The sequence below is a fragment of the Limnohabitans sp. TEGF005 genome (assembly GCF_055394835.1).
Genome location: NZ_AP029226.1, coordinates 1,398,455 through 1,416,320, shown reverse-complemented (window position 1 = coordinate 1,416,320; position 17,866 = coordinate 1,398,455). Strand labels below are relative to the sequence as shown.

Genomic DNA, 17,866 nt, shown 5'->3' with positions numbered 1-17,866 from the left:
CCGATGACTACATCTTTTCATTCTCGTCCCTTGGTTTTGATGGCTATGGCTGTGGCGCTGCTCAGCGCATGCTCTTCTGCGGTGCGTGTACCTGCTCCGGTGGAGGACCGGACTGGCATGGGCCGTTCGTCTTCTTCAACCCAGGCAACGCCAGCGGCAGAGCTTGCCAAGCCCATGCCCGGCAGCGAAAACGCAGGAAAACCAGGTTATTACACCGTGCAACGTGGCGACACCTTGACCCGCATCGGTTTGGACAATGGGCAAGGGGCGCGTGATCTGGCCCGCTGGAACAACCTGACCAACCCCGATGTGATCGAAGTGGGCCAAGTCTTGCGTGTTGCGCCACCGGGCGGTGCGGTCGAAACTGCTGGCGTGGTGGTTCGCCCGATTGCACCAGCGGCGAATTCATCGGCCAATGCCACACCGGCCAAAATAGAATCCGCCCCAGCTTCAACGGGTGCGGCCAATGACGAAGGTTTGGGCTTCATCTGGCCTGCCAGCGGCTCGCTGATTGCTGGCTTTGACGAAGTCAAAAACAAAGGCTTGGACATCTCCGGCAAAGCCGGTGATCCCGTCAGCGCCGCTGCAGACGGCCAGGTGGTTTATGCCGGTTCAGGCTTGAGGGGTTACGGCAACTTGATCATCCTCAAGCACAACAACACCTTCTTGACGGCTTACGCGCACAACCAGGCGCTGTTGGTCAAGGAAGACCAAAAAGTACGCAAAGGCCAGAAGATCGCCGAAATGGGCAAATCCGACTCGGACCGAGTCAAGTTGCACTTTGAGGTGCGCCGGCAAGGCAAGCCCGTGGACCCCGCCAAGTTGTTGCCAGCCCGTTGAGGCGCCCAAGCAATGGCCTGGCCCGTCCTGGTTTTTGACATCGAAACCTTGCCGGATGTGGCCGGGTGGCGCAGGCTCAACCCGGCATCGCCTGATTTGACCGATGCCCAGGTGCATGCCCAATGGAAGGCAGAGCGGGCCGAGCTGGGTAAAAGTGACTTCATGCCTTTGTATTTGCAGCGGATTTTGGTGATCAGCTGCGTCTTCCGCAATGCCGAGGGGCTGCGCGTTCATTCTTTTGTCGACCGCGATGGCCAAAGCGAAGGCCGCATTGTCCAAACGTTTTTCAACACCATCGAAAAGCACGAACCTCAACTGGTCAGTTGGAATGGCAGCGGGTTTGACTTACCTGTTCTGCATTACCGTGGCTTGCAGCATGGCGTGGTGGCTGACAAATACTGGGACATGGGCGAGGGCGGGAACGCCAGTGACCGCGAGTTCAAGTGGAACAACTACATCTCGCGTTACCACCTGCGGCACCTGGACCTGATGGACTTGTTGGCCAAATACACGCCCAAAAACAACGCGCCCATGGACGCAATGGCCAAACTTTGCGGCTTTCCCGGCAAGTTGGGCATGGACGGCTCGCAAGTGCACGCGCAGTTTCTGGCCGGTAAAACCGAAGACATTCGGCGCTATTGCGAGACCGATGTGATGAACACCTATTTGCTGTATTGCCGCTTTCAGAAGATGCGCGGCGGCTTGACCGAGGCTGAATACGATCAGGAAATTCGCTTCGTCAAAGAAAATGTCAGCGCCTTGGCTGCGCAAGAATCTCATTGGCAGGAATATTTGCAAGCCTGGAACTGAGTTTTTCAACCCAAAGGGTGAGGCGTCACGCCAAGCCTGGCCCGACATGCTGAGACAATCGGGGCATGAGCGAACATGACCTACCCCTTTCCCCATCCCCTCTAGCAACAGAAAACCATTGCAGCCCCGACTTGCCAGAAGGCTGGTTGCGAGTCAACTCTTTGGACATGGATGCCCAGGGCATCGCCCGCAGGCCCGATGGCAAAGTGGTTTTTATTGAGGGTGCCTTGCCCTTTGAGGTGGTTTCGGTCCAGGTCGGACGCAAGAAAAGCAGCTTTGAGCACGGCATCGTGACCGAGATTCACCACGAATCGTCGCAACGCGTGCGGCCTGGCTGCCCCCACTTTGGTCTGCACACAGGCTCTTGCGGCGGCTGCAAAATGCAGCACCTGGAGATCTCCGCCCAAGTGGCTATCAAGCAACGCGTGCTTGAAGACAACTTGTGGCATTTGGGCAAAGTCAAAGCTGAAACCATGCTGCGCCCCATTGAGGGGCCGACTTGGGGTTACCGTTACCGTGCCCGTTTGTCGGTGCGTTATGTGATCAAAAAGGGCGAAGTGCTGATTGGCTTTCACGAGCGCAAGAGCCGTTACATCGCTGACATGAAGGTGTGCCCGGTGTTGCCGCCCCATGTGAGTCAAATGTTGCTGCCGCTGCGTGCGCTGATCAGCCAAATGGAGGCCCGCGAAACCCTGCCTCAGCTGGAGTTGGCCTGCGGCGATGAGGTGACGGCTTTGGTTTTACGCCATCTGGAGCCCTTGAGCGAAGGCGACAAAGCCTTGCTGCGCGCGTTTGCTGCTGAGCAGAATGTGCAATGGTGGTTGCAGCCCAAGGGGCCCGACACGGTGCAGCTGCTGGACGAGGGCGGCCCGCAGCTCAGTTACGGTCTGCCAGACTTTGGCATCACCATGCCCTTCAGGCCCACCGATTTCACCCAGGTCAACCCCTTCATCAACCGGGTTTTGGTGTCCCGTGCCTTGCGTTTGTTGAACGCACAAAAGCACGAACGCGTGATCGACTGGTTTTGCGGTCTGGGTAACTTCACTTTGCCCATCGCCACGCAAGCGGGGGAGGTGCTGGGTATTGAAGGTGCCGAGACGCTGGTCGCTCGATCCCGTGACAACCACGCCCGCAACCAGGCCAATCGCCCGCAAGGCCAGGCATTGGCGCCGACCCAATTTGTGGCCCGCAACCTGTTTGACATGACGCCCGAGATGCTGGTGGCCGATGGCACAGCCGATAAATGGCTGGTGGATCCACCGCGTGAAGGCGCTTTTGCCTTGAGCAAAGCACTGGCCGAGCTGAACGAGAACCGCGATTTGCGCCAAGGCTGGACGCCTCCTCAGCGGATTGTGTATGTGAGTTGCAACCCGGCGACCTTGGCCCGTGACGCGGATATTCTGGTGCACCGCGCGGGCTATCGCTGTGTGAATGCCGGGGTGATCAACATGTTTGCGCACACGGCGCACGTGGAAAGCATGGCGGTGTTCGAGTTGGCATGAGTTACTGGCCGACAAGCTTGCGCTGAGTTGCACCGCACCAACAACAAAGGCTCCCGAGGGAGCCTTTGTTTTGAGGGGGATATGACCGAGGTCAGTCGCGTTCGCCGCCCATGATGCCCAGCAAGGCCAGCAGGCTTTGGAACACGTTGAAGATGTCCAGGTACAAGGCCAAAGTGGCGCTGATGTAGTTGGTCTCGCCGCCGTCGATGATTTGCTTCAAGTCATACAACATGTAGGCACTAAAGATGCCAATGGCCATGACAGAGATCACCATCATGCCGACTGTGGAGCCGACAAAGACGTTAATGACGCCGCCGATCATGATGGCCAAGGCCCCCACAAACAGCCATTTGGACATGCCCGAAATGTCACGTTTGATGGTGCTGGCCAAGCTGGCCATGACAAAGAACACGCCCGCCGTGCCGGCAAAGGCGGTCATGATCAGGTCAGCGCCGTTTTTGAAACCCAGCACCATAGCGATCATGCGCGAGAGCATCAGGCCCATGAAGAAGGTGAATGCCAGCAACACGGGCACGCCCGCAGCCGAGTTTTTGGTCTTTTCGATGGCAAACATGAAGCCGAAGGCCCCTGCCATGAAAACCACCAGACCCACACCGCCGGAAAGCGAACGGGTGATGCCGGTGCTCACGCCCAGCCAGGCCCCCAAAACGGTGGGCAGCAAGCTCAAGGCCAGCAGCCAATACGTGTTGCGCAGAACGCGGTTGCGCGTCGCCAGATCGGTGCCGTGGCCCCAGTCGGTGGTGTTGAGTGTGCGAAGGTCGCTCATGAATGTCTCCTGTTCAAACCCTGATTTCAGGGCAATTGCATTGTAGGGTGAGGGTGGTTGCCATCAGCTTGCCCCCGTAATTTCCGGCAGATGATGGGGTTATCCAGGTGAAGCAGTTTTGCGCTGGGGGTGTGCAATCGGTCTGGCCTTGGCCGTGTATCCTTGCCGTCTTTCAACTCAGCCTCACAAATACCCATGAAAACCCAAGCCACCCTCGAACTGTCCGATGTCAAAGCCATTGCTGCAGCGGCCGAAGCCGAAGCCCTTAAGAACAACTGGGCAGTCAGCATCGCCATTGTGGACGCGGGAGGCCATTTGTTGCACTTTGCCCGTCTGGATGGCGCAGCCCCTGTGTCCTCGCACATCGCCCCGGCCAAAGCCCACACGGCCGCTTTGGGTCGCCGCGAAACCAAAGGTTACGAAGACGTCATCAACGGTGGCCGCACCTCCTTTTTGTCTGCGCCCACGATCAAGGGCATGCTCGAAGGTGGCGTGCCGATCATGAAAGACGGTTTCTGCTTGGGCGCTGTCGGCGTGAGCGGCGTCAAGTCGAATGAAGATGCCCAGATCGCCAAAGCAGGCATCGCAGCCATTGGCCTGTGACCGTTTGACCGGTTCATACAGGCCCAGGCCTGTTTGAACGGATGTCAAAATGCAAAAAAGCCCGCTGAGCACAGCGGGCTTTTTCTATGGGGCGGCGCGATTACTTGGCGCTCAATACCCAAGCGGCCAGTTTCTTGGCTTCGGCCTCGTTGACCTGAGGATTGGCGGGCATGGGGATCGGGCCCCAGACGCCAGAGCCGCCTTTGATGATTTTGGCGGCCAGCTTGTCCACAGCCGCTTTGTCTGCTTTGTATTTGGCCGCAACATCTTTGTAGCTGGGACCCACCAATTTTTTGTCAACCGCATGGCAAGCCATGCAGTTTTTGGATGTGGCCAATGCCAAATCGGCCAAAGCGGGGGCTGCGCTGGCCACAGTCAGGGTCAGGGCAAGTACGATTTTTTTCATGTCGTTTCCTTGTGGAGTTGGATAAGGGGTCGATCAGTGGCCGTCAAGGCGCTGGACGGTGGAGTGTAGCCGGATCCCCTTGCTGTATAGATGTCGACTTGTCTTGGCCTGATCCGCGACCCGGTCTATGGGTGTGGGCCATAATACTGTGACTTTTTTCATGAATTCCTGACAGGAGCCTTTGATGCCCGCTTACCGTTCCAAGACATCCACTGCCGGCCGCAACATGGCGGGTGCCCGCTCTTTGTGGCGTGCCACGGGCATGAAGGACGATGATTTCAGCAAGCCGATCATCGCCATTGCCAACTCGTTCACCCAGTTTGTCCCGGGCCATGTGCATTTGAAGGATTTGGGCCAGCTGGTGGCGCGTGAGATCGAAGCAGCAGGTGGTGTGGCCAAAGAGTTCAACACCATTGCCGTGGACGACGGCATTGCCATGGGCCACGACGGCATGCTTTATTCGCTGCCCAGCCGCGACATCATTGCCGATTCGGTCGAGTACATGGTCAACGCGCATTGTGCCGATGCGATCGTCTGCATCTCCAACTGCGACAAGATCACCCCCGGCATGCTGATGGCCGCCATGCGCTTGAACATCCCCGTGATCTTCGTGTCGGGTGGCCCGATGGAAGCGGGCAAAGTGCGCCTGGCCAACCCACAGACGCAGGTCATGGAATTCAAGAAGCTCGACCTGATCGACGCCATGGTGATGGCGGCCGATGACAAAGTGAGCGATGCCGATTTGGCCGAAGTCGAGCGCTCGGCTTGCCCGACCTGCGGTTCGTGCTCGGGCATGTTTACCGCCAACTCGATGAACTGCTTGGCCGAAGCGCTGGGCTTGGCCCTGCCGGGCAACGGCACGGTGTTGGCCACACACGCCGATCGCGAAGAGCTGTTCAAGCAAGCGGGCCGCACGATTGTCGATTTGTGCAAACGCTATTACGAGCAAGAGGACGCCTCGGTCTTGCCGCGCTCCATGGGTTTCAAAGCGTTTGAAAACGCCATTGCCCTGGACATCGCGATGGGGGGCTCCACCAACACCATCCTGCACATCCTGGCGATTGCCCAGGAAGCTGAAATTGAATTCACCATGGCTGACATCGACCGCATGTCGAAAATCGTGCCCCAGCTGTGCAAGGTCGCACCCAACACCAACAAATACCACATCGAAGACGTGCACCGCGCGGGCGGCATCATGGGTATCTTGGGCGAGTTGGACCGTGCCGGCAAGCTGCACACCGATGTGGGCACTGTGCTGGGCAAGACGATGAAGGAAGTCTTGGACGAATGGGACATTGCACGCAACCCCAGCGAGGCGGTCAAAAAGTTTTACATGGCCGGCCCAGCAGGCATCCCGACTCAGGTGGCTTTCAGCCAGAACACCCGTTGGCCGAGTCTGGACACCGACCGTGCCGAAGGCTGCATCCGTTCATTGCCCCATGCGTTCAACCAAGAAGGCGGCTTGGCTGTGTTGCGCGGCAACATCGCGCTGGACGGTTGCGTGGTCAAGACCGCGGGTGTGGACGACAGCCTGATGGTGTTTGAAGGCCCCGCCCATGTGGTGGAGTCGCAAGACGAAGCGGTTGAAAACATCTTGAGCGACAAGGTCAAGGCGGGCGACATCGTGGTGGTGCGCTACGAAGGCCCCAAAGGCGGCCCTGGCATGCAAGAAATGCTGTATCCCACCAGCTACATCAAGTCCAAAGGTCTGGGCAAAGCCTGTGCCTTGCTGACCGATGGCCGCTTTTCGGGCGGTACATCGGGTTTGTCGATAGGCCATTGCTCTCCCGAAGCAGCAGCGGGCGGCACCATTGGCTTGGTCAAAAACGGCGACCGCATCCGCATCGACATCCCGAACCGCAGCATCAACGTGCTGGTGAGCGATGAAGAACTGGCCAAGCGCCGTGTCGAGCAAGACCAGTTGGGTTGGAAGCCCGCGCTGCCACGCCCGCGCAAAATCTCGGCGGCGCTCAAAGCCTATGCCTTGCTGGCCACATCGGCTGACAAAGGTGCCGTGCGCGACTTGTCGCTGCTCGATTGATACAGCCCTGCGGCATGACCGGCGATTGGTCTGTCATGCCGCATCCGCGCAAACCCCATGCTGATTCACCCTCAAATTGACCCTGTCGCCCTGCAGTTGGGGCCATTGGCCGTGCATTGGTATGGCTTGACTTACTTGGCAGCTTTCGGCCTTTTTTACTGGCTGGGCACGCGTCGTCTGGGGCATTTGCCCTTCAAAAACCTGTCGCAATGGCAAAAGCGTGACATCGAAGACATCCTGTTTTTGGGGGTGTTGGGCGTCATCCTTGGTGGGCGTATTGGCTATTGCCTGTTTTACAAACCGGCTTATTACCTGGCCAACCCGCTGGAGGTTTTTGCGGTCTGGCAAGGCGGGATGAGTTTTCATGGTGGCATGCTGGGCGTGATCGCTGCCATGCTGTGGTTTGCGTTCTCGCGTAAAAGGCCGTTTTTGCAGGTCATGGACTTGGTGGCACCTTGCGTGCCCACAGGACTTGCCGCTGGCCGAGTCGGTAATTTCATCAATGGGGAACTGTGGGGCCGGGTGGCCGACCCGTCCTTGCCTTGGTCCATGCTGTTTCGCGGCGCGGGCGATGCGCCGCGCCACCCCTCGCAGATCTACCAGTTCCTGATGGAAGGGCTGTTGTTGTTTGTGCTGCTGTGGCTTTATGCCCGCAAGCCGCGCCAGCAAGGGCAGGTTGCGGCTGCTTTCTTGTTCGGCTATGGCGTGTTTCGCTTCGTGGCTGAATACTTCCGCGAACCCGATGCCCATCTGGGCCTCTTGAGCCTGGGCATGAGCATGGGACAGTGGCTGTGTGTGCCCATGATTTTGGGTGGCGTTGTCTTGTGGCTGTGGTGCGATCGCCGGGCGGCCTGAGGGCGCAGTGCCAAGCGGTTTTCAGCGGTCCAGTGCCAGGACCGTGCTTTCCTTGATTTCTTCCATCACCACATAGCTGTTCGACTGCGCGGGTACCGGGATCTTGTCCAGGATATCGCCCAGCAGTTGACGGTAATCGCTCATGGCCCGCAGCCGCGCCTTGACCAGGTAGTCAAAGCTGCCCGAGACCAAGTGACATTCAAGTACCTCGGGCATCAGGCCCACCTCGCGCCGCACGGTCTCAAACACTTGGGGCGATTTTTGCGACAGCGTGATCTCGATGAACACCAACAAGGGTTTGCCCAGTTGCACCGCGTCCACCCGCGCGTGGTAACCGGTGATCAGGCCTTGACGTTCGAGCCGCTTGATGCGCTCTGAACAAGGCGAGGTGGACAGGCCCACCTGTTCACCCACTTCGGTGACCGACATGCGGCCATGGCGTTGCAGCAGGTCGAGGATTTTGAGGTCGGTGCGGTCGGGTTCAGACATTGTGTTGTGAAGACCTGCAATCAGGCCAGTTTCGCAGTTGATTTTGCTGATATTAAACACTAAATCAGAAATTAATTCTGTCTTCAATCCATACCATCACCAGATCTCAAGTCAATAGCGAGGCTGACATGAAAGTTGTGGTGTTGGGTGGTGGCGTGATCGGGGTGAGCACCGCTTGGGCGCTGCTGCGCCAAGGGGCAGAGGTCACCCTGGTGGACCGGCAGAATGGCGTGGCGATGGAGACCAGCTTTGCCAACGCGGGCCAAGTCTCGCCGGGCTATTCAACGCCGTGGGCGGCTCCGGGCATCCCGCTCAAAGCCCTGAAATGGTTGTTTCAGGCCCATTCGCCACTGGCCATCCGACCCGATGGCAGCCTGTTTCAGATGCGCTGGATGGCGGCCATGCTGGCCAATTGTTCGTCCAGTCGCTATGCCATTAACAAGGAGCGCATGATGCGCCTGTCCGAGTACAGCCGCGATTGCTTGCGGGCCTGGCGCGCCGAAACCGGCATTGACTACGATGCCCGCAGCCAAGGCACGTTGCAGCTGTTTCGCAGTCAGGCCCAATTGGATGCCGCAGCCCGCGATGTGGCTGTGTTGCAGGAATGCGGCGTGCCCTTTGAGCTCTTGGATGCTGCTGGGGTGATCGCTGCCGAACCGGCCTTGGCATTCGCCAACGCGCCCATCAGCGGCGGTCTGCGCCTGCCCAATGACGAAACCGGCGATTGCCATTTGTTCACCCGCCAGTTGGCACAACGGGCCTGTGCTCAGGGCATGACGCTGCGCAGCGCTTGCACCGTGCAGGCGCTGGAGGGCGATGGTCAGCGCATGACAGGGGTTCGCCTGGCCAGTGTGGATGGCGGCGGGTCTGAATTGTTGCAAGCCGACGTGGTGGTGTTGGCCGCCGGCAGTTATTCGCATGATTTGCTGCTCCCTCTGGGGCTGGACATTCCGGTTTATCCGGTCAAAGGCTACTCTCTGACCATGCCGCTGCGCGATACCTCGCTGGCCCCGCAGTCCACCGTGCTGGACGAGACTTACAAAATTGCATTGACCCGTTTGGGCGATCGCCTGCGTGTGGGCGGCATGGCCGAGTTGGCTGGTTTTGACCTGAGTCTGAACCCCAAACGCCGCGCCACGCTGGAGAAGGTCACGCGCGAACTGTTCCCAGGCGGTGATCTGAGCCAAGCCCAGTTCTGGACCGGGCTACGTCCGATGACGCCGGATGGCACACCGCTGGTGGGTGCAACGCCGCTGCGTGGGCTTTATCTCAACACCGGTCACGGCACCTTGGGCTGGACCATGGCTTGCGGCAGTGCACAGCTGCTGGCCGATCTGATCTCGGGGCGCCAGCCGGCCATCCGCACCGACGGGCTCGACATGGGGCGCTACGGTGCACGCTGAGCACAAGCCACCCGGGCTGGCTCGGTTGAGCGCCTTCAAGCTGGCCGTCAGTGCTGTTCGATGTGACCCATTTGGATGGTTCGCAGCAAGGGGCCGTGAAACTGCGGGGCCTGAGGCCGCATTCACTGCTTTAACGGTTTTATCGGCTTTGGATCAGGGTAAGTCCTGAGGCTTAAAAGTGTGGCGTTTCGCCGACATGGTTCGTCGGATTGCTTGTAATTACCCATAATTATCGGAAATTACAGAAAGGCACTGATGGCCGGACACGTCAACTCCATGCATGACCAAGTGGCGCAGCAACTGCGCGACCTGATCTTTGGTGGTGACTTGACGCCGGGTGCCTTTGTGGACGAAACCCGGCTGTGTGAGCAGCTGGCCATTTCGCGAACCCCGCTGAGAGAGGCCCTCAAGGTGCTAACGGCCGAAGGTCTGATCCGTCACGAGCCCCGGCGCGGCTGTTTTGTCAACCAAGTCACCGAGCAGGATCTGGACGAGATCTTTCCGGTCATTGCCTTGCTTGAAGGGCGCTGCGCCTTCGAGGCAACGCAGCAGGCCAGCGACGCCGACATTGCCACGCTCGAAGAGCTGCACCACCAGCTTGAAGACAGCGCGGCACAAGGCTTGATCCCCCAGTACTACGCGGCCAACTACGCGATCCATGAGGCCATCATCGCCATGGCGGGCAACAAATGGCTGGCCCAGGTGATCGGCGATTTGCGCAAGATCCTCAAGCTGGCCCGTTTGCAACAGCTCAATGCACCGGGGCGTTTGAGCCAGTCTCTCGAAGAGCACATGGCGATTTTTGCAGCCCTCAAAGCACGGGACGCCGAAGGGGCCGATGCGGCCATGCGCATTCATTTGACGAGACAGCGCGAGGCTTTGCGCTTGCTCGCCCGCCAGAGCAAAAGCCGCATCAGCGCCGCCAACACAGAACACGACAAGCACGGGGTTTCAACATGAACACATCTGAGTGGATCGGCCGAACGGTGGCGGGTTGGCTGCCTGCAGGCAAGCGCCAAGGTGCCAGCAAGGCACCAACGACTGACAACAAGCCAGAAAGCCGCACGACCAAGCCCGCAGTCGGCAAGGAAGCGCTTGTTCGCTCCTCACGCGAGCGGCTCAATGCCACTTTGCGCCAAAAAGAAGAGGCTTTGTCGCCCCGCGTTTTGCGCCGAACCTTGATCGAGTTACAGGCGATCGTGGACCCCAGTGTCAGCGAGGTCGAAGGCGGCAAACGGGCGCGGGGTGTGGCCCAGTGGTACAGCAAGGCCACGCCCGAGCAGCGGGAGGACTGCTGGCTGCTGATGAGCGAGCAGTTTGCGCCAGATGCAAGCAAGGTCAAGGCTGCGCGTGAGCAGTACGAAGCGGCCGTGGGTACACCCGACGAAGGTGTTGCCGAGATCCGTTTGCGCAAGGCCCTGGTGTCGCCACGGACCCGTTTACTCCAACGTTTTGCGGTGTTCCCCGAAGGCATGCGTTTTCTGGTGGATCTGCGGGCGCAACTGCTGCCCGTGCTCAAAGGCAATAAGCGGCTTTTGGCCCTTGAGGCCGAGTTGGAAAACCTGTTCACCACTTGGTTCGATGTGGCGTTTTTGGAGTTGCGCCGCATCAGCTGGGATTCGCCTGCCAGTCTGGTCGAAAAACTGATCAAGTACGAAGCGGTGCACGACATCAAGAGCTGGGGCGACGTCAAGAATCGGCTTGATTCAGACCGCCGTTGCTACGGATTCTTCCACCCACGCTTGCCCGATGAACCGCTGATTTTTGTGGAAGTCGCGTTCATGGACGAGATGGCCTCCAGCATCAGCCCGCTGCTGGACGAGTCGGCGGCGGCGGTTGATCTGAGTCGCGCCACGACAGCCATTTTTTATTCCATCAGCAACACACAGACGGGCTTGAAAGGGGTGAGCTTTGGCGACTCCCTGATCAAGCGGGTGGTGGAAACTTTGCGGGCAGATTTTCCCAAACTCAAAGTCTTTGCCACTTTGTCACCCATTCCCGGATTGCGCTCCTGGCTCACGAAAAACGCTGCCCGCATGTTGGATCAGACACCGGAAAAAATGCGAGGTCAGTTGGGTCTTGCTGTCGGATTCGAGCCGCCAACCGCCGCGCATGTGCTGTCTGCCCTTGACACGGTGGTCACACTGGATGACCGCTCAGCGCTGCGTCAATGGTTACTGGCTTGTGCTGCGCAATACCTGGGCAAGGAGCTGACCGATGATCGGCCTACCGATCCTGTGGCCCGCTTCCACTTGGGCAATGGTGCCAGAGTGGAACACATTCACTGGGGGGCCGATTTGTCGACCAAAGGGCTCAAACAATCCTGGGGTTTGATGGTCAATTATTTGTACGACTTGCGCAAAATTGACAAGCACCGTCAAATGCTGGCGACTGGTAAGGCCCCTGTGTCCAGTGATGTAGACAAGCTGTTTTTGTGACAAAAAGACCCGCTTCCATTTTTATAACCGAGGAGACAAACCCATGAAAAAATCCATTCACACCTGCAGCGACCGCCGCGATTGGCTCAAGTGGGGCCTTGCGGCATCTGCCAGTGCTGCCATGCCCACTTGGGCGCAATCGGCTTGGCCCACCAAACCTGTCACGATGGTGGTGCCTTTCCCCGCCGGAGGCGGCACCGACGCTTTTGCGCGGCCCATGTCGGCTCAATTTTCCAGGCTGACTGGCAAACAGTTGATCGTCGACAACCGGGGTGGCGCAGGGGGCACCTTGGGGGCCGGTATTGCGGCCAAGGCGACACCCGACGGCTACACCTTGTTCATGGGTGCCGTTCACCACACCATTGCGCCCAGCATGTACCCTAAGCTGGACTACGACCTCGAACGCGACTTGATTCCATTGATCCAGGTGGCCAGCGTGCCCCAAGTGCTGGTGGTCAACCCCAAGAAGGTTCAAGCGGCCGACTTCAAAGCCTTTTTGGATTTTGTCAAAAAGAACCCTGGCCGTCTGAATTACGGCTCAGCCGGGGGCGGCACCTCGCACCATTTGGCGGGCGAGTTGTTCAAGCTGCAAACCAACACCTTCATCACCCACATTCCTTATCGCGGTGCAGGCCCGGCCTTGCAAGACCTGATTGCGGGCAACGTGGACATGATGTTTGACGGCTTGGGCTCTTCGGCTGCGCACATCAAGGGCGGCCGCATCAAGGCCATGATGGTGTCTGGCAGCAAGCGCAACCCGGCTTTCCCGGATGTGCCTTGCTCCGCCGAGTTGGGTTTGCCCGATTACACCGTGTCAACTTGGTATGGCGTGTGGGCCCCAAAAGGCACGCCCGCTGATGCCCAAGCAAGGGCCATTGAAGAAATTCGACGCGCTTGCCTGACCGACGAAGCCAAAGCCGTGTGGGCGGGGCAGGGGGCCGAATTTCCCAACCTGACCACGACCCAATTTGATGCCTTCATCAAAAAAGAGCTGGCCAAGTGGTCGCAGGTGGTCAAGGCCTCCGGGGCCAAACTGGACTGATTTTTTAACGCACCTTTAACAACCTGGCCATCCGGGTTGTGCCCGCTTTTTCAATGTTTTGATCTGATGTCATGAGCAATCACAATCTCTTTTCTGCCCTGCGGGCCGCTTTTCCGACAGACCTGACAGCGGTGGCAGTCGAAACCGATGAAGGCCTGAGCTACAGCTGGCAAGACCTCGACCGCGCCACGGCCATGATGGCCAACTTGCTGCAATCGCTCAACTTGCCAGAGGGCAGTCGGGTGGCCGTGCAGGTCGAAAAATCGGTTGAGGCCATGATCTTGTACTTGGCTACTTTGCGCGCCGGGTATGTGTTTTTGCCGCTGAACACTGCTTACCAAAGTGCCGAGATTGAGTATTTCATTGGCAACGCCGAGCCTGCGGTGGTGGTCTGCAGCGGTGCTCATTTTGGTTGGGTCAGCAAGATCGCGTTCAAGGCGGGCACACAGCATGTCTTCACCCTCAACGAAGACCGCACGGGCAGTTTGCTCGACCGTGCTGCGCGCCACAGCGACCAGCACAAACCCGTGGTGCGCCAAGCCGATGACTTGGCCGCCATCCTCTACACCAGTGGCACAACTGGTCGCAGCAAAGGCGCGATGCTCACGCACGGCAACATGCTCAGCAATGCGCTCACGCTCAAGGATTATTGGGGTTGGACGAAGACCGGGGGGCCAGAAGGCCGAGGCGATGTGTTGATCCACGCGCTGCCGATTTTTCATGTGCACGGCTTGTTTGTGGCCATTCACGGTGCACTGATCAACGGCAGCAAGATGATCTGGATGGCCAAATTCGATCCCCAGCGAGCCATCGCCAACATGGCGAAGGCCACCGTGTTCATGGGCGTGCCGACACTGTATGTGCGAATGTTGGCCGAAGCTTCGCTGAACAAGGCGGCTGTCAAGAACATGCGCTTGTTTGTTGCAGGCTCCGCGCCCTTGCTGATCGAGACGTTCACCGAGTGGCAAACGCGCACGGGTCACACCATATTGGAGCGCTACGGCATGAGCGAAACGGCCATGCTGACCTCCAACCCCTATGCGGCTGACGATCGGTATGCCAAACAGTCAGAGCGGCGAGGCGGCACGGTGGGCTTTCCATTGCCCGATGTGTCTTTGCGTGTGCGCGGAGAAAACGAGCAAAACATGCCTGTGGGCGAGATTGGCGATATTCAGGTCAGGGGCCCCAATGTGTTCAAGGGCTATTGGCGCATGCCCGAAAAAACCGCCGAAGAGTTCACGGGCGACGGTTATTTCAAAACCGGCGATGTGGGCAAGGTCGACGAACGAGGCTATGTGACGATCGTGGGGCGAAGCAAAGACCTGATCATCAGCGGAGGCTACAACGTGTACCCGGCCGAAATTGAGGGCTACATCAATGAAATGCCCGGTGTGACTGAGAGCGCGGTGGTGGGCGTGCCGCACCCGGATTTTGGCGAGGTGGGCGTGGCGGTACTCATTGCCAAATCCGGTGCCGATCTTCAGCCTGATGCGATCGTGGCCGAGCTCAAGGCCAAGCTGGCCAACTTCAAGATTCCCAAGCGCTGTTTTGTGGTGGCCGAGTTGCCACGAAACACCATGGGCAAGGTGCAAAAGAACCTGCTGCGTGAACAATACAAGACCTTGTTCACAAGCTGATCTGTGCTTTGGGCGTGCTTGTCAAGCCAGCCCAAAGTCCAAGCCTGTTCAAGTGGCAGCGGTGCCTGAAATCAGCGCAAAACCAGCACCGGTGTGTGAGAGTGCGTCAAGACCTGTTGGGTTTCGCTGCCCAGCAGCAAGCGTTTGATGCCTTTGCGACCATGCGAAGCCATGACGATCAGGTCGGCATTTTGCTTTTTAGCAGCGGCAATGATGGCGTCCGAAACAACATCGGATTTGACAGTGACCACTTTGGTTTCTACGCCTTTGGCTTTGGCGGCTTTTTCCACGGCAGCCAATTGCACACGGGCTGATTCAGTCCACTGCGTTTCAACGCGCGAGATCTCATCTGCCGACAGGGGAATGCTGCCCTCAAAATAGGCTTGAGGGTAACGCGGCACCACCTTGAGCGCGACCAATTCCGCGCCACAAGTCGCGGCCAACGCAATGGCGCTGGCAACAGCTTTTTTAGACAAGGCAGAACCATCGGTGGCCACGAGAATGCGTTTGTACATGAAGTGCTCCTGAGGGTTGTAAAACCCCAGCTTAAAAGACCTCCGTCCCTCATCAATTGATGCACATCAAGCTTTGTTCGCTGCCGATGTCGTATCGTTGGAACATGACTCAAGTCAATGTTTTGCCCGACATGCCCGATGCGCCTGCTGACTTCTTGGCTGGGCAGGCGGCGTTGCCTATGCAAGGCGCAGACCGCTTGACGCTCTTGGACGATCCGCAGGAATGGGCGGCTTTCAGCTTGCCTGAACAAGACAGCTCCGGATGCTGGAGTTCGAGTGTGGTGTTCGAGGGCATGCACTGCGCAGCCTGTGCCATCACGCTCGAAGATGCCTTGCGTGCCGTGCCTGGTGTTGCCTCGGTGCAAATCAGTTCAGCCAGCCACCGTGCAAGGGTGGTGTGGTCGCCAGAGCAAACACGACCCTCTGAGTGGATGCAATCTGTGGAACGGTTTGGCTACAAGGCCATTCCCGCCAACGATGCCCATGCCCATGAACGACGCCGCCAGGAGGCGCGTCGCATGGTGTGGCGCTTGTCGGTGGCGGCCATGTGCATGATGCAGGTCATGATGTACGCCACCCCGGCTTATTTGTCACAGCCGGGTGAGATATCGGCCGAATCCATGCATTTGCTGCGCTGGGCTTCGTGGGTGCTTTCATTGCCTGTGGTCTTTTTTTCGTGCGCGCCGTTTTTTGCCAGTGCCTGGCGCGATTTGCGCGAGCGTCAGGTCAGCATGGACTTGCCTGTGGCTTTGGGCATGGTGGTGACTTTTGTGGTCAGCAGCTTGGGTACTTTTGAACCGAATGGCCCATTTGGTGCTGAAGTCTATTTCGACTCACTGACCATGTTTGTTTTCTTTTTGCTGTTGGGGCGCTGGCTGGAACTGCGTTTGCGTGACCGCACGGCAGGGGCTCTGGAAGCCGTGCTCAACCGTCTGCCCGACAGTGTCCGCAAACGACAGCCCAATGGCACATGGGCGCTCATTTCAATCAGGCGTCTGGCGGTCGGTGATGTGATTGAGGTCTTGCCCGGGGAAGCCTTTGCGGGCGATGGACGCGTGTTGTCCGGACAGACGCAAGTGGACGAAGCTTTGCTGACCGGTGAGTCCTTGCCCCTGACTCGGCAAGCCGGTGACCGCGTCATTGCGGGCAGCCACAACCTGAGCGGTACCCTGGAAGTCCAGATTGAGCAGGTGGGTGCCTCTACCCGCTACGCCCAAATTGTGGCTTTGATGGAAAGCGCGTCGGTGTCCAAACCGGCCATGGCTTTGTTGGTCGACCGCTGGGCCAAGCCTTTTTTGGTGGCTGTGTTGCTGGCATCCCTGGGGTCGGCCATTTACTGGTGGCCCACCGATCCGGCGCGTGCCTTGATGGTGGCAGTGGCGGTGCTGATCGTGACCTGTCCATGCGCCTTGTCACTGGCTACCCCAGCGGCGATGCTGGCCACAGCTGGGGCACTGGCCCGCAGCGGCGTTTTGGTCCGCAGGTTAGAGGCTTTGCAAAATCTGGCCAGCATCGACACCGTCATTTTTGACAAAACAGGCACCTTAACCCGTGACGCGCTCCAGGTCGTGCGCACCCACACCCGTTCAGGTGTCCAGCCTGAACAGGCGCTGGCTTGGGCATCGAGTTTGGCCCGGCACTCTTTGCACCCGGTATCCCGTGCACTGTGGTCTGAGGCCAGGCAACAAGCAGAGGCAGCAGGTGAATTGCCCGCATTGGAGGCTTTACTTGCCCAAAAAGTCTCTGAGCAAGCCGGGCAGGGCGTTTGTGGTCTGTTGTGCAGCAACGGCGGTGCTGCGGTGTCATTGCGGCTGGGTTCGGCTGCTTTTTGCCAAGCCCCAGTTTTTAACGGCTACCATTTGCAAGTCAGCTTGGCCGACGATTCGGGCTGGCTGGCCACATTTGAATTGGCAGAAGAGGTGCGATCTGAAGCCGCCGACGTTGTTCAGGCATTGAATGAAATGGGTCTGACGCTCAAGATCTTGTCGGGTGATGGTCAAGCCGCCGTGACGCAGGTGGCCCAATCGGTCGGCATTGCCGATGCCCAAGGCGGTTGCAATCCGCAAGACAAATTGCAGGCACTCAAAGTGTGGCAGGCGCAAGGCCACAAAGTGGCCATGGTCGGCGATGGTTTGAACGATGGCCCGGTCTTGGCGGGTGCCGACGTGTCGTTTGCGCTGGGCCAAGCTTTGCCATTGGCGCAGTCGAAAGCTGATTTTGTACTGATGGGCGGGCAGTTGGGTGTTTTGGTGAGCACGGTGTTGCGCAGCCGTCATACCTTGCGCGTGGTCAAACAGAATCTCGTTTGGGCCGCCTTTTACAACGCGGCCTGTGTGCCTTTGGCTTTGATGGGCTTGTTGCCTGCCTGGGCGGCGGGTTTGGGCATGGCACTCAGTTCCCTGCTGGTGGTGTTAAATGCACTGCGTTTGGCGCAAGGATTGAGCCCTGTTCCAGCGCTTCAATCAAACACATCGCAGACATCGCCCACATGAGGAAAG

16 protein-coding genes are annotated in these 17,866 nt (G+C 58.6%); 12 read left to right on the top strand and 4 right to left on the bottom strand.

Going from position 1 to position 17,866, the window contains the following annotated elements; translation table 11 throughout:
* Positions 1 to 3 precede the first annotated feature (3 nt).
* From ACZ5RG_RS06785 to rlmD, 3 genes are all read left to right on the top strand, one after another.
* Positions 4 to 840 carry a peptidoglycan DD-metalloendopeptidase family protein gene (locus ACZ5RG_RS06785; RefSeq protein ID WP_464448099.1) on the top strand — a complete coding sequence of 279 codons (837 nt, stop codon included), beginning with the start codon at positions 4 to 6 and terminating at the stop codon, positions 838 to 840.
* A gap of 12 nt (positions 841 to 852) precedes the next feature.
* The gene (locus ACZ5RG_RS06780; RefSeq protein ID WP_298601699.1) at positions 853 to 1,650 is read left to right on the top strand and encodes a 3'-5' exonuclease; all 798 of its coding nucleotides are present in this window, start codon (positions 853 to 855) and stop codon (positions 1,648 to 1,650) included.
* A 65-nt stretch (positions 1,651 to 1,715) separates the two neighbouring features.
* On the top strand, positions 1,716 to 3,152 hold the full coding sequence (gene rlmD, locus ACZ5RG_RS06775; RefSeq protein ID WP_464448098.1) for a 23S rRNA (uracil(1939)-C(5))-methyltransferase RlmD: 1,437 nt from the start codon (positions 1,716 to 1,718) through the stop codon (positions 3,150 to 3,152).
* Between the two features lie 91 nt (positions 3,153 to 3,243).
* On the opposite strand, the gene ACZ5RG_RS06770 is transcribed toward rlmD, so the two are convergent.
* Positions 3,244 to 3,939 (bottom strand): Bax inhibitor-1/YccA family protein, encoded by a 696-nt coding sequence (locus ACZ5RG_RS06770; RefSeq protein WP_298601693.1) that lies wholly within the window; start codon positions 3,937 to 3,939, stop codon positions 3,244 to 3,246.
* 195 nt (positions 3,940 to 4,134) lie between these two features.
* Here ACZ5RG_RS06770 and ACZ5RG_RS06765 point away from each other — a divergent pair, with 195 nt between their 5' ends.
* Positions 4,135 to 4,542, top strand: a complete 408-nt coding sequence (locus ACZ5RG_RS06765) for a GlcG/HbpS family heme-binding protein (protein WP_298601690.1) — start codon at positions 4,135 to 4,137, stop codon at positions 4,540 to 4,542.
* A 100-nt stretch (positions 4,543 to 4,642) separates the two neighbouring features.
* Here the strand turns inward: ACZ5RG_RS06765 and ACZ5RG_RS06760 are convergent, their stop codons facing one another.
* The gene (locus tag ACZ5RG_RS06760; RefSeq protein WP_298601687.1) at positions 4,643 to 4,948 is read right to left on the bottom strand and encodes a c-type cytochrome; all 306 of its coding nucleotides are present in this window, start codon (positions 4,946 to 4,948) and stop codon (positions 4,643 to 4,645) included.
* A 184-nt stretch (positions 4,949 to 5,132) separates the two neighbouring features.
* Here ACZ5RG_RS06760 and ilvD point away from each other — a divergent pair, with 184 nt between their 5' ends.
* Positions 5,133 to 6,989 carry a dihydroxy-acid dehydratase gene (gene ilvD, locus ACZ5RG_RS06755; RefSeq protein WP_298601683.1) on the top strand — a complete coding sequence of 619 codons (1,857 nt, stop codon included), beginning with the start codon at positions 5,133 to 5,135 and terminating at the stop codon, positions 6,987 to 6,989.
* A gap of 57 nt (positions 6,990 to 7,046) precedes the next feature.
* On the top strand, positions 7,047 to 7,844 hold the full coding sequence (gene lgt / locus ACZ5RG_RS06750; protein WP_464448097.1) for a prolipoprotein diacylglyceryl transferase: 798 nt from the start codon (positions 7,047 to 7,049) through the stop codon (positions 7,842 to 7,844).
* Between the two features lie 21 nt (positions 7,845 to 7,865).
* Here lgt and ACZ5RG_RS06745 read toward each other — a convergent pair whose 3' ends face one another.
* Positions 7,866 to 8,333 carry a winged helix-turn-helix transcriptional regulator gene (locus ACZ5RG_RS06745; RefSeq protein WP_298601677.1) on the bottom strand — a complete coding sequence of 156 codons (468 nt, stop codon included), beginning with the start codon at positions 8,331 to 8,333 and terminating at the stop codon, positions 7,866 to 7,868.
* Between the two features lie 128 nt (positions 8,334 to 8,461).
* Here ACZ5RG_RS06745 and ACZ5RG_RS06740 point away from each other — a divergent pair, with 128 nt between their 5' ends.
* The 5 genes from ACZ5RG_RS06740 to ACZ5RG_RS06720 all read left to right on the top strand — a co-directional run bounded on the left by ACZ5RG_RS06740 (position 8,462) and on the right by ACZ5RG_RS06720 (position 14,853).
* Positions 8,462 to 9,736, top strand: a complete 1,275-nt coding sequence (locus tag ACZ5RG_RS06740; protein ID WP_464448096.1) for a D-amino acid dehydrogenase — start codon at positions 8,462 to 8,464, stop codon at positions 9,734 to 9,736.
* Positions 9,737 to 9,991: 255 nt separating this feature from the next.
* Complete coding sequence (locus ACZ5RG_RS06735) at positions 9,992 to 10,696, top strand: GntR family transcriptional regulator (protein WP_464448095.1); 705 nt, start codon at positions 9,992 to 9,994, stop codon at positions 10,694 to 10,696.
* Positions 10,693 to 12,174: a malonyl-CoA decarboxylase gene (locus ACZ5RG_RS06730; protein WP_312260583.1), complete on the top strand. Its 1,482-nt coding sequence runs from the start codon at positions 10,693 to 10,695 to the stop codon at positions 12,172 to 12,174. The genes ACZ5RG_RS06735 and ACZ5RG_RS06730 overlap by 4 nt, the downstream gene beginning before the upstream one ends.
* A 43-nt stretch (positions 12,175 to 12,217) precedes the next feature.
* On the top strand, positions 12,218 to 13,216 hold the full coding sequence (locus ACZ5RG_RS06725) for a Bug family tripartite tricarboxylate transporter substrate binding protein (RefSeq protein ID WP_298601669.1): 999 nt from the start codon (positions 12,218 to 12,220) through the stop codon (positions 13,214 to 13,216).
* 71 nt (positions 13,217 to 13,287) lie between these two features.
* Positions 13,288 to 14,853 (top strand): malonate--CoA ligase, encoded by a 1,566-nt coding sequence (locus ACZ5RG_RS06720; protein ID WP_298601666.1) that lies wholly within the window; start codon positions 13,288 to 13,290, stop codon positions 14,851 to 14,853.
* A gap of 71 nt (positions 14,854 to 14,924) precedes the next feature.
* Here ACZ5RG_RS06720 and ACZ5RG_RS06715 read toward each other — a convergent pair whose 3' ends face one another.
* Positions 14,925 to 15,368, bottom strand: a complete 444-nt coding sequence (locus ACZ5RG_RS06715) for a universal stress protein (RefSeq protein ID WP_298601663.1) — start codon at positions 15,366 to 15,368, stop codon at positions 14,925 to 14,927.
* A 104-nt stretch (positions 15,369 to 15,472) separates the two neighbouring features.
* Here ACZ5RG_RS06715 and ACZ5RG_RS06710 point away from each other — a divergent pair, with 104 nt between their 5' ends.
* Positions 15,473 to 17,860, top strand: coding sequence for a heavy metal translocating P-type ATPase (locus tag ACZ5RG_RS06710; RefSeq protein ID WP_464448094.1), 2,388 nt, complete (start codon positions 15,473 to 15,475; stop codon positions 17,858 to 17,860).
* Positions 17,861 to 17,866: the final 6 nt, after the last annotated feature.

What these genes read in the sequence shown, in the direction of transcription:
- ACZ5RG_RS06715 (WP_298601663.1), bottom strand. Translation starts at nt 15,368, where the DNA reads ATGTACAAACGCATTCTCGTGGCCACCGATGGTTCTGCCTTGTCTAAA.
- ACZ5RG_RS06720 (WP_298601666.1), top strand. Translation starts at nt 13,288, where the DNA reads ATGAGCAATCACAATCTCTTTTCTGCCCTGCGGGCCGCTTTTCCGACA.
- ilvD (WP_298601683.1), top strand. Translation starts at nt 5,133, where the DNA reads ATGCCCGCTTACCGTTCCAAGACATCCACTGCCGGCCGCAACATGGCG.
- rlmD (WP_464448098.1), top strand. Translation starts at nt 1,716, where the DNA reads ATGAGCGAACATGACCTACCCCTTTCCCCATCCCCTCTAGCAACAGAA.
- ACZ5RG_RS06725 (WP_298601669.1), top strand. Translation starts at nt 12,218, where the DNA reads ATGAAAAAATCCATTCACACCTGCAGCGACCGCCGCGATTGGCTCAAG.
- ACZ5RG_RS06765 (WP_298601690.1), top strand. Translation starts at nt 4,135, where the DNA reads ATGAAAACCCAAGCCACCCTCGAACTGTCCGATGTCAAAGCCATTGCT.
- ACZ5RG_RS06780 (WP_298601699.1), top strand. Translation starts at nt 853, where the DNA reads ATGGCCTGGCCCGTCCTGGTTTTTGACATCGAAACCTTGCCGGATGTG.
- ACZ5RG_RS06730 (WP_312260583.1), top strand. Translation starts at nt 10,693, where the DNA reads ATGAACACATCTGAGTGGATCGGCCGAACGGTGGCGGGTTGGCTGCCT.
- ACZ5RG_RS06785 (WP_464448099.1), top strand. Translation starts at nt 4, where the DNA reads ATGACTACATCTTTTCATTCTCGTCCCTTGGTTTTGATGGCTATGGCT.
- ACZ5RG_RS06770 (WP_298601693.1), bottom strand. Translation starts at nt 3,939, where the DNA reads ATGAGCGACCTTCGCACACTCAACACCACCGACTGGGGCCACGGCACC.
- ACZ5RG_RS06760 (WP_298601687.1), bottom strand. Translation starts at nt 4,948, where the DNA reads ATGAAAAAAATCGTACTTGCCCTGACCCTGACTGTGGCCAGCGCAGCC.
- ACZ5RG_RS06740 (WP_464448096.1), top strand. Translation starts at nt 8,462, where the DNA reads ATGAAAGTTGTGGTGTTGGGTGGTGGCGTGATCGGGGTGAGCACCGCT.
- ACZ5RG_RS06745 (WP_298601677.1), bottom strand. Translation starts at nt 8,333, where the DNA reads ATGTCTGAACCCGACCGCACCGACCTCAAAATCCTCGACCTGCTGCAA.
- ACZ5RG_RS06735 (WP_464448095.1), top strand. Translation starts at nt 9,992, where the DNA reads ATGGCCGGACACGTCAACTCCATGCATGACCAAGTGGCGCAGCAACTG.
- lgt (WP_464448097.1), top strand. Translation starts at nt 7,047, where the DNA reads ATGCTGATTCACCCTCAAATTGACCCTGTCGCCCTGCAGTTGGGGCCA.
- ACZ5RG_RS06710 (WP_464448094.1), top strand. Translation starts at nt 15,473, where the DNA reads ATGACTCAAGTCAATGTTTTGCCCGACATGCCCGATGCGCCTGCTGAC.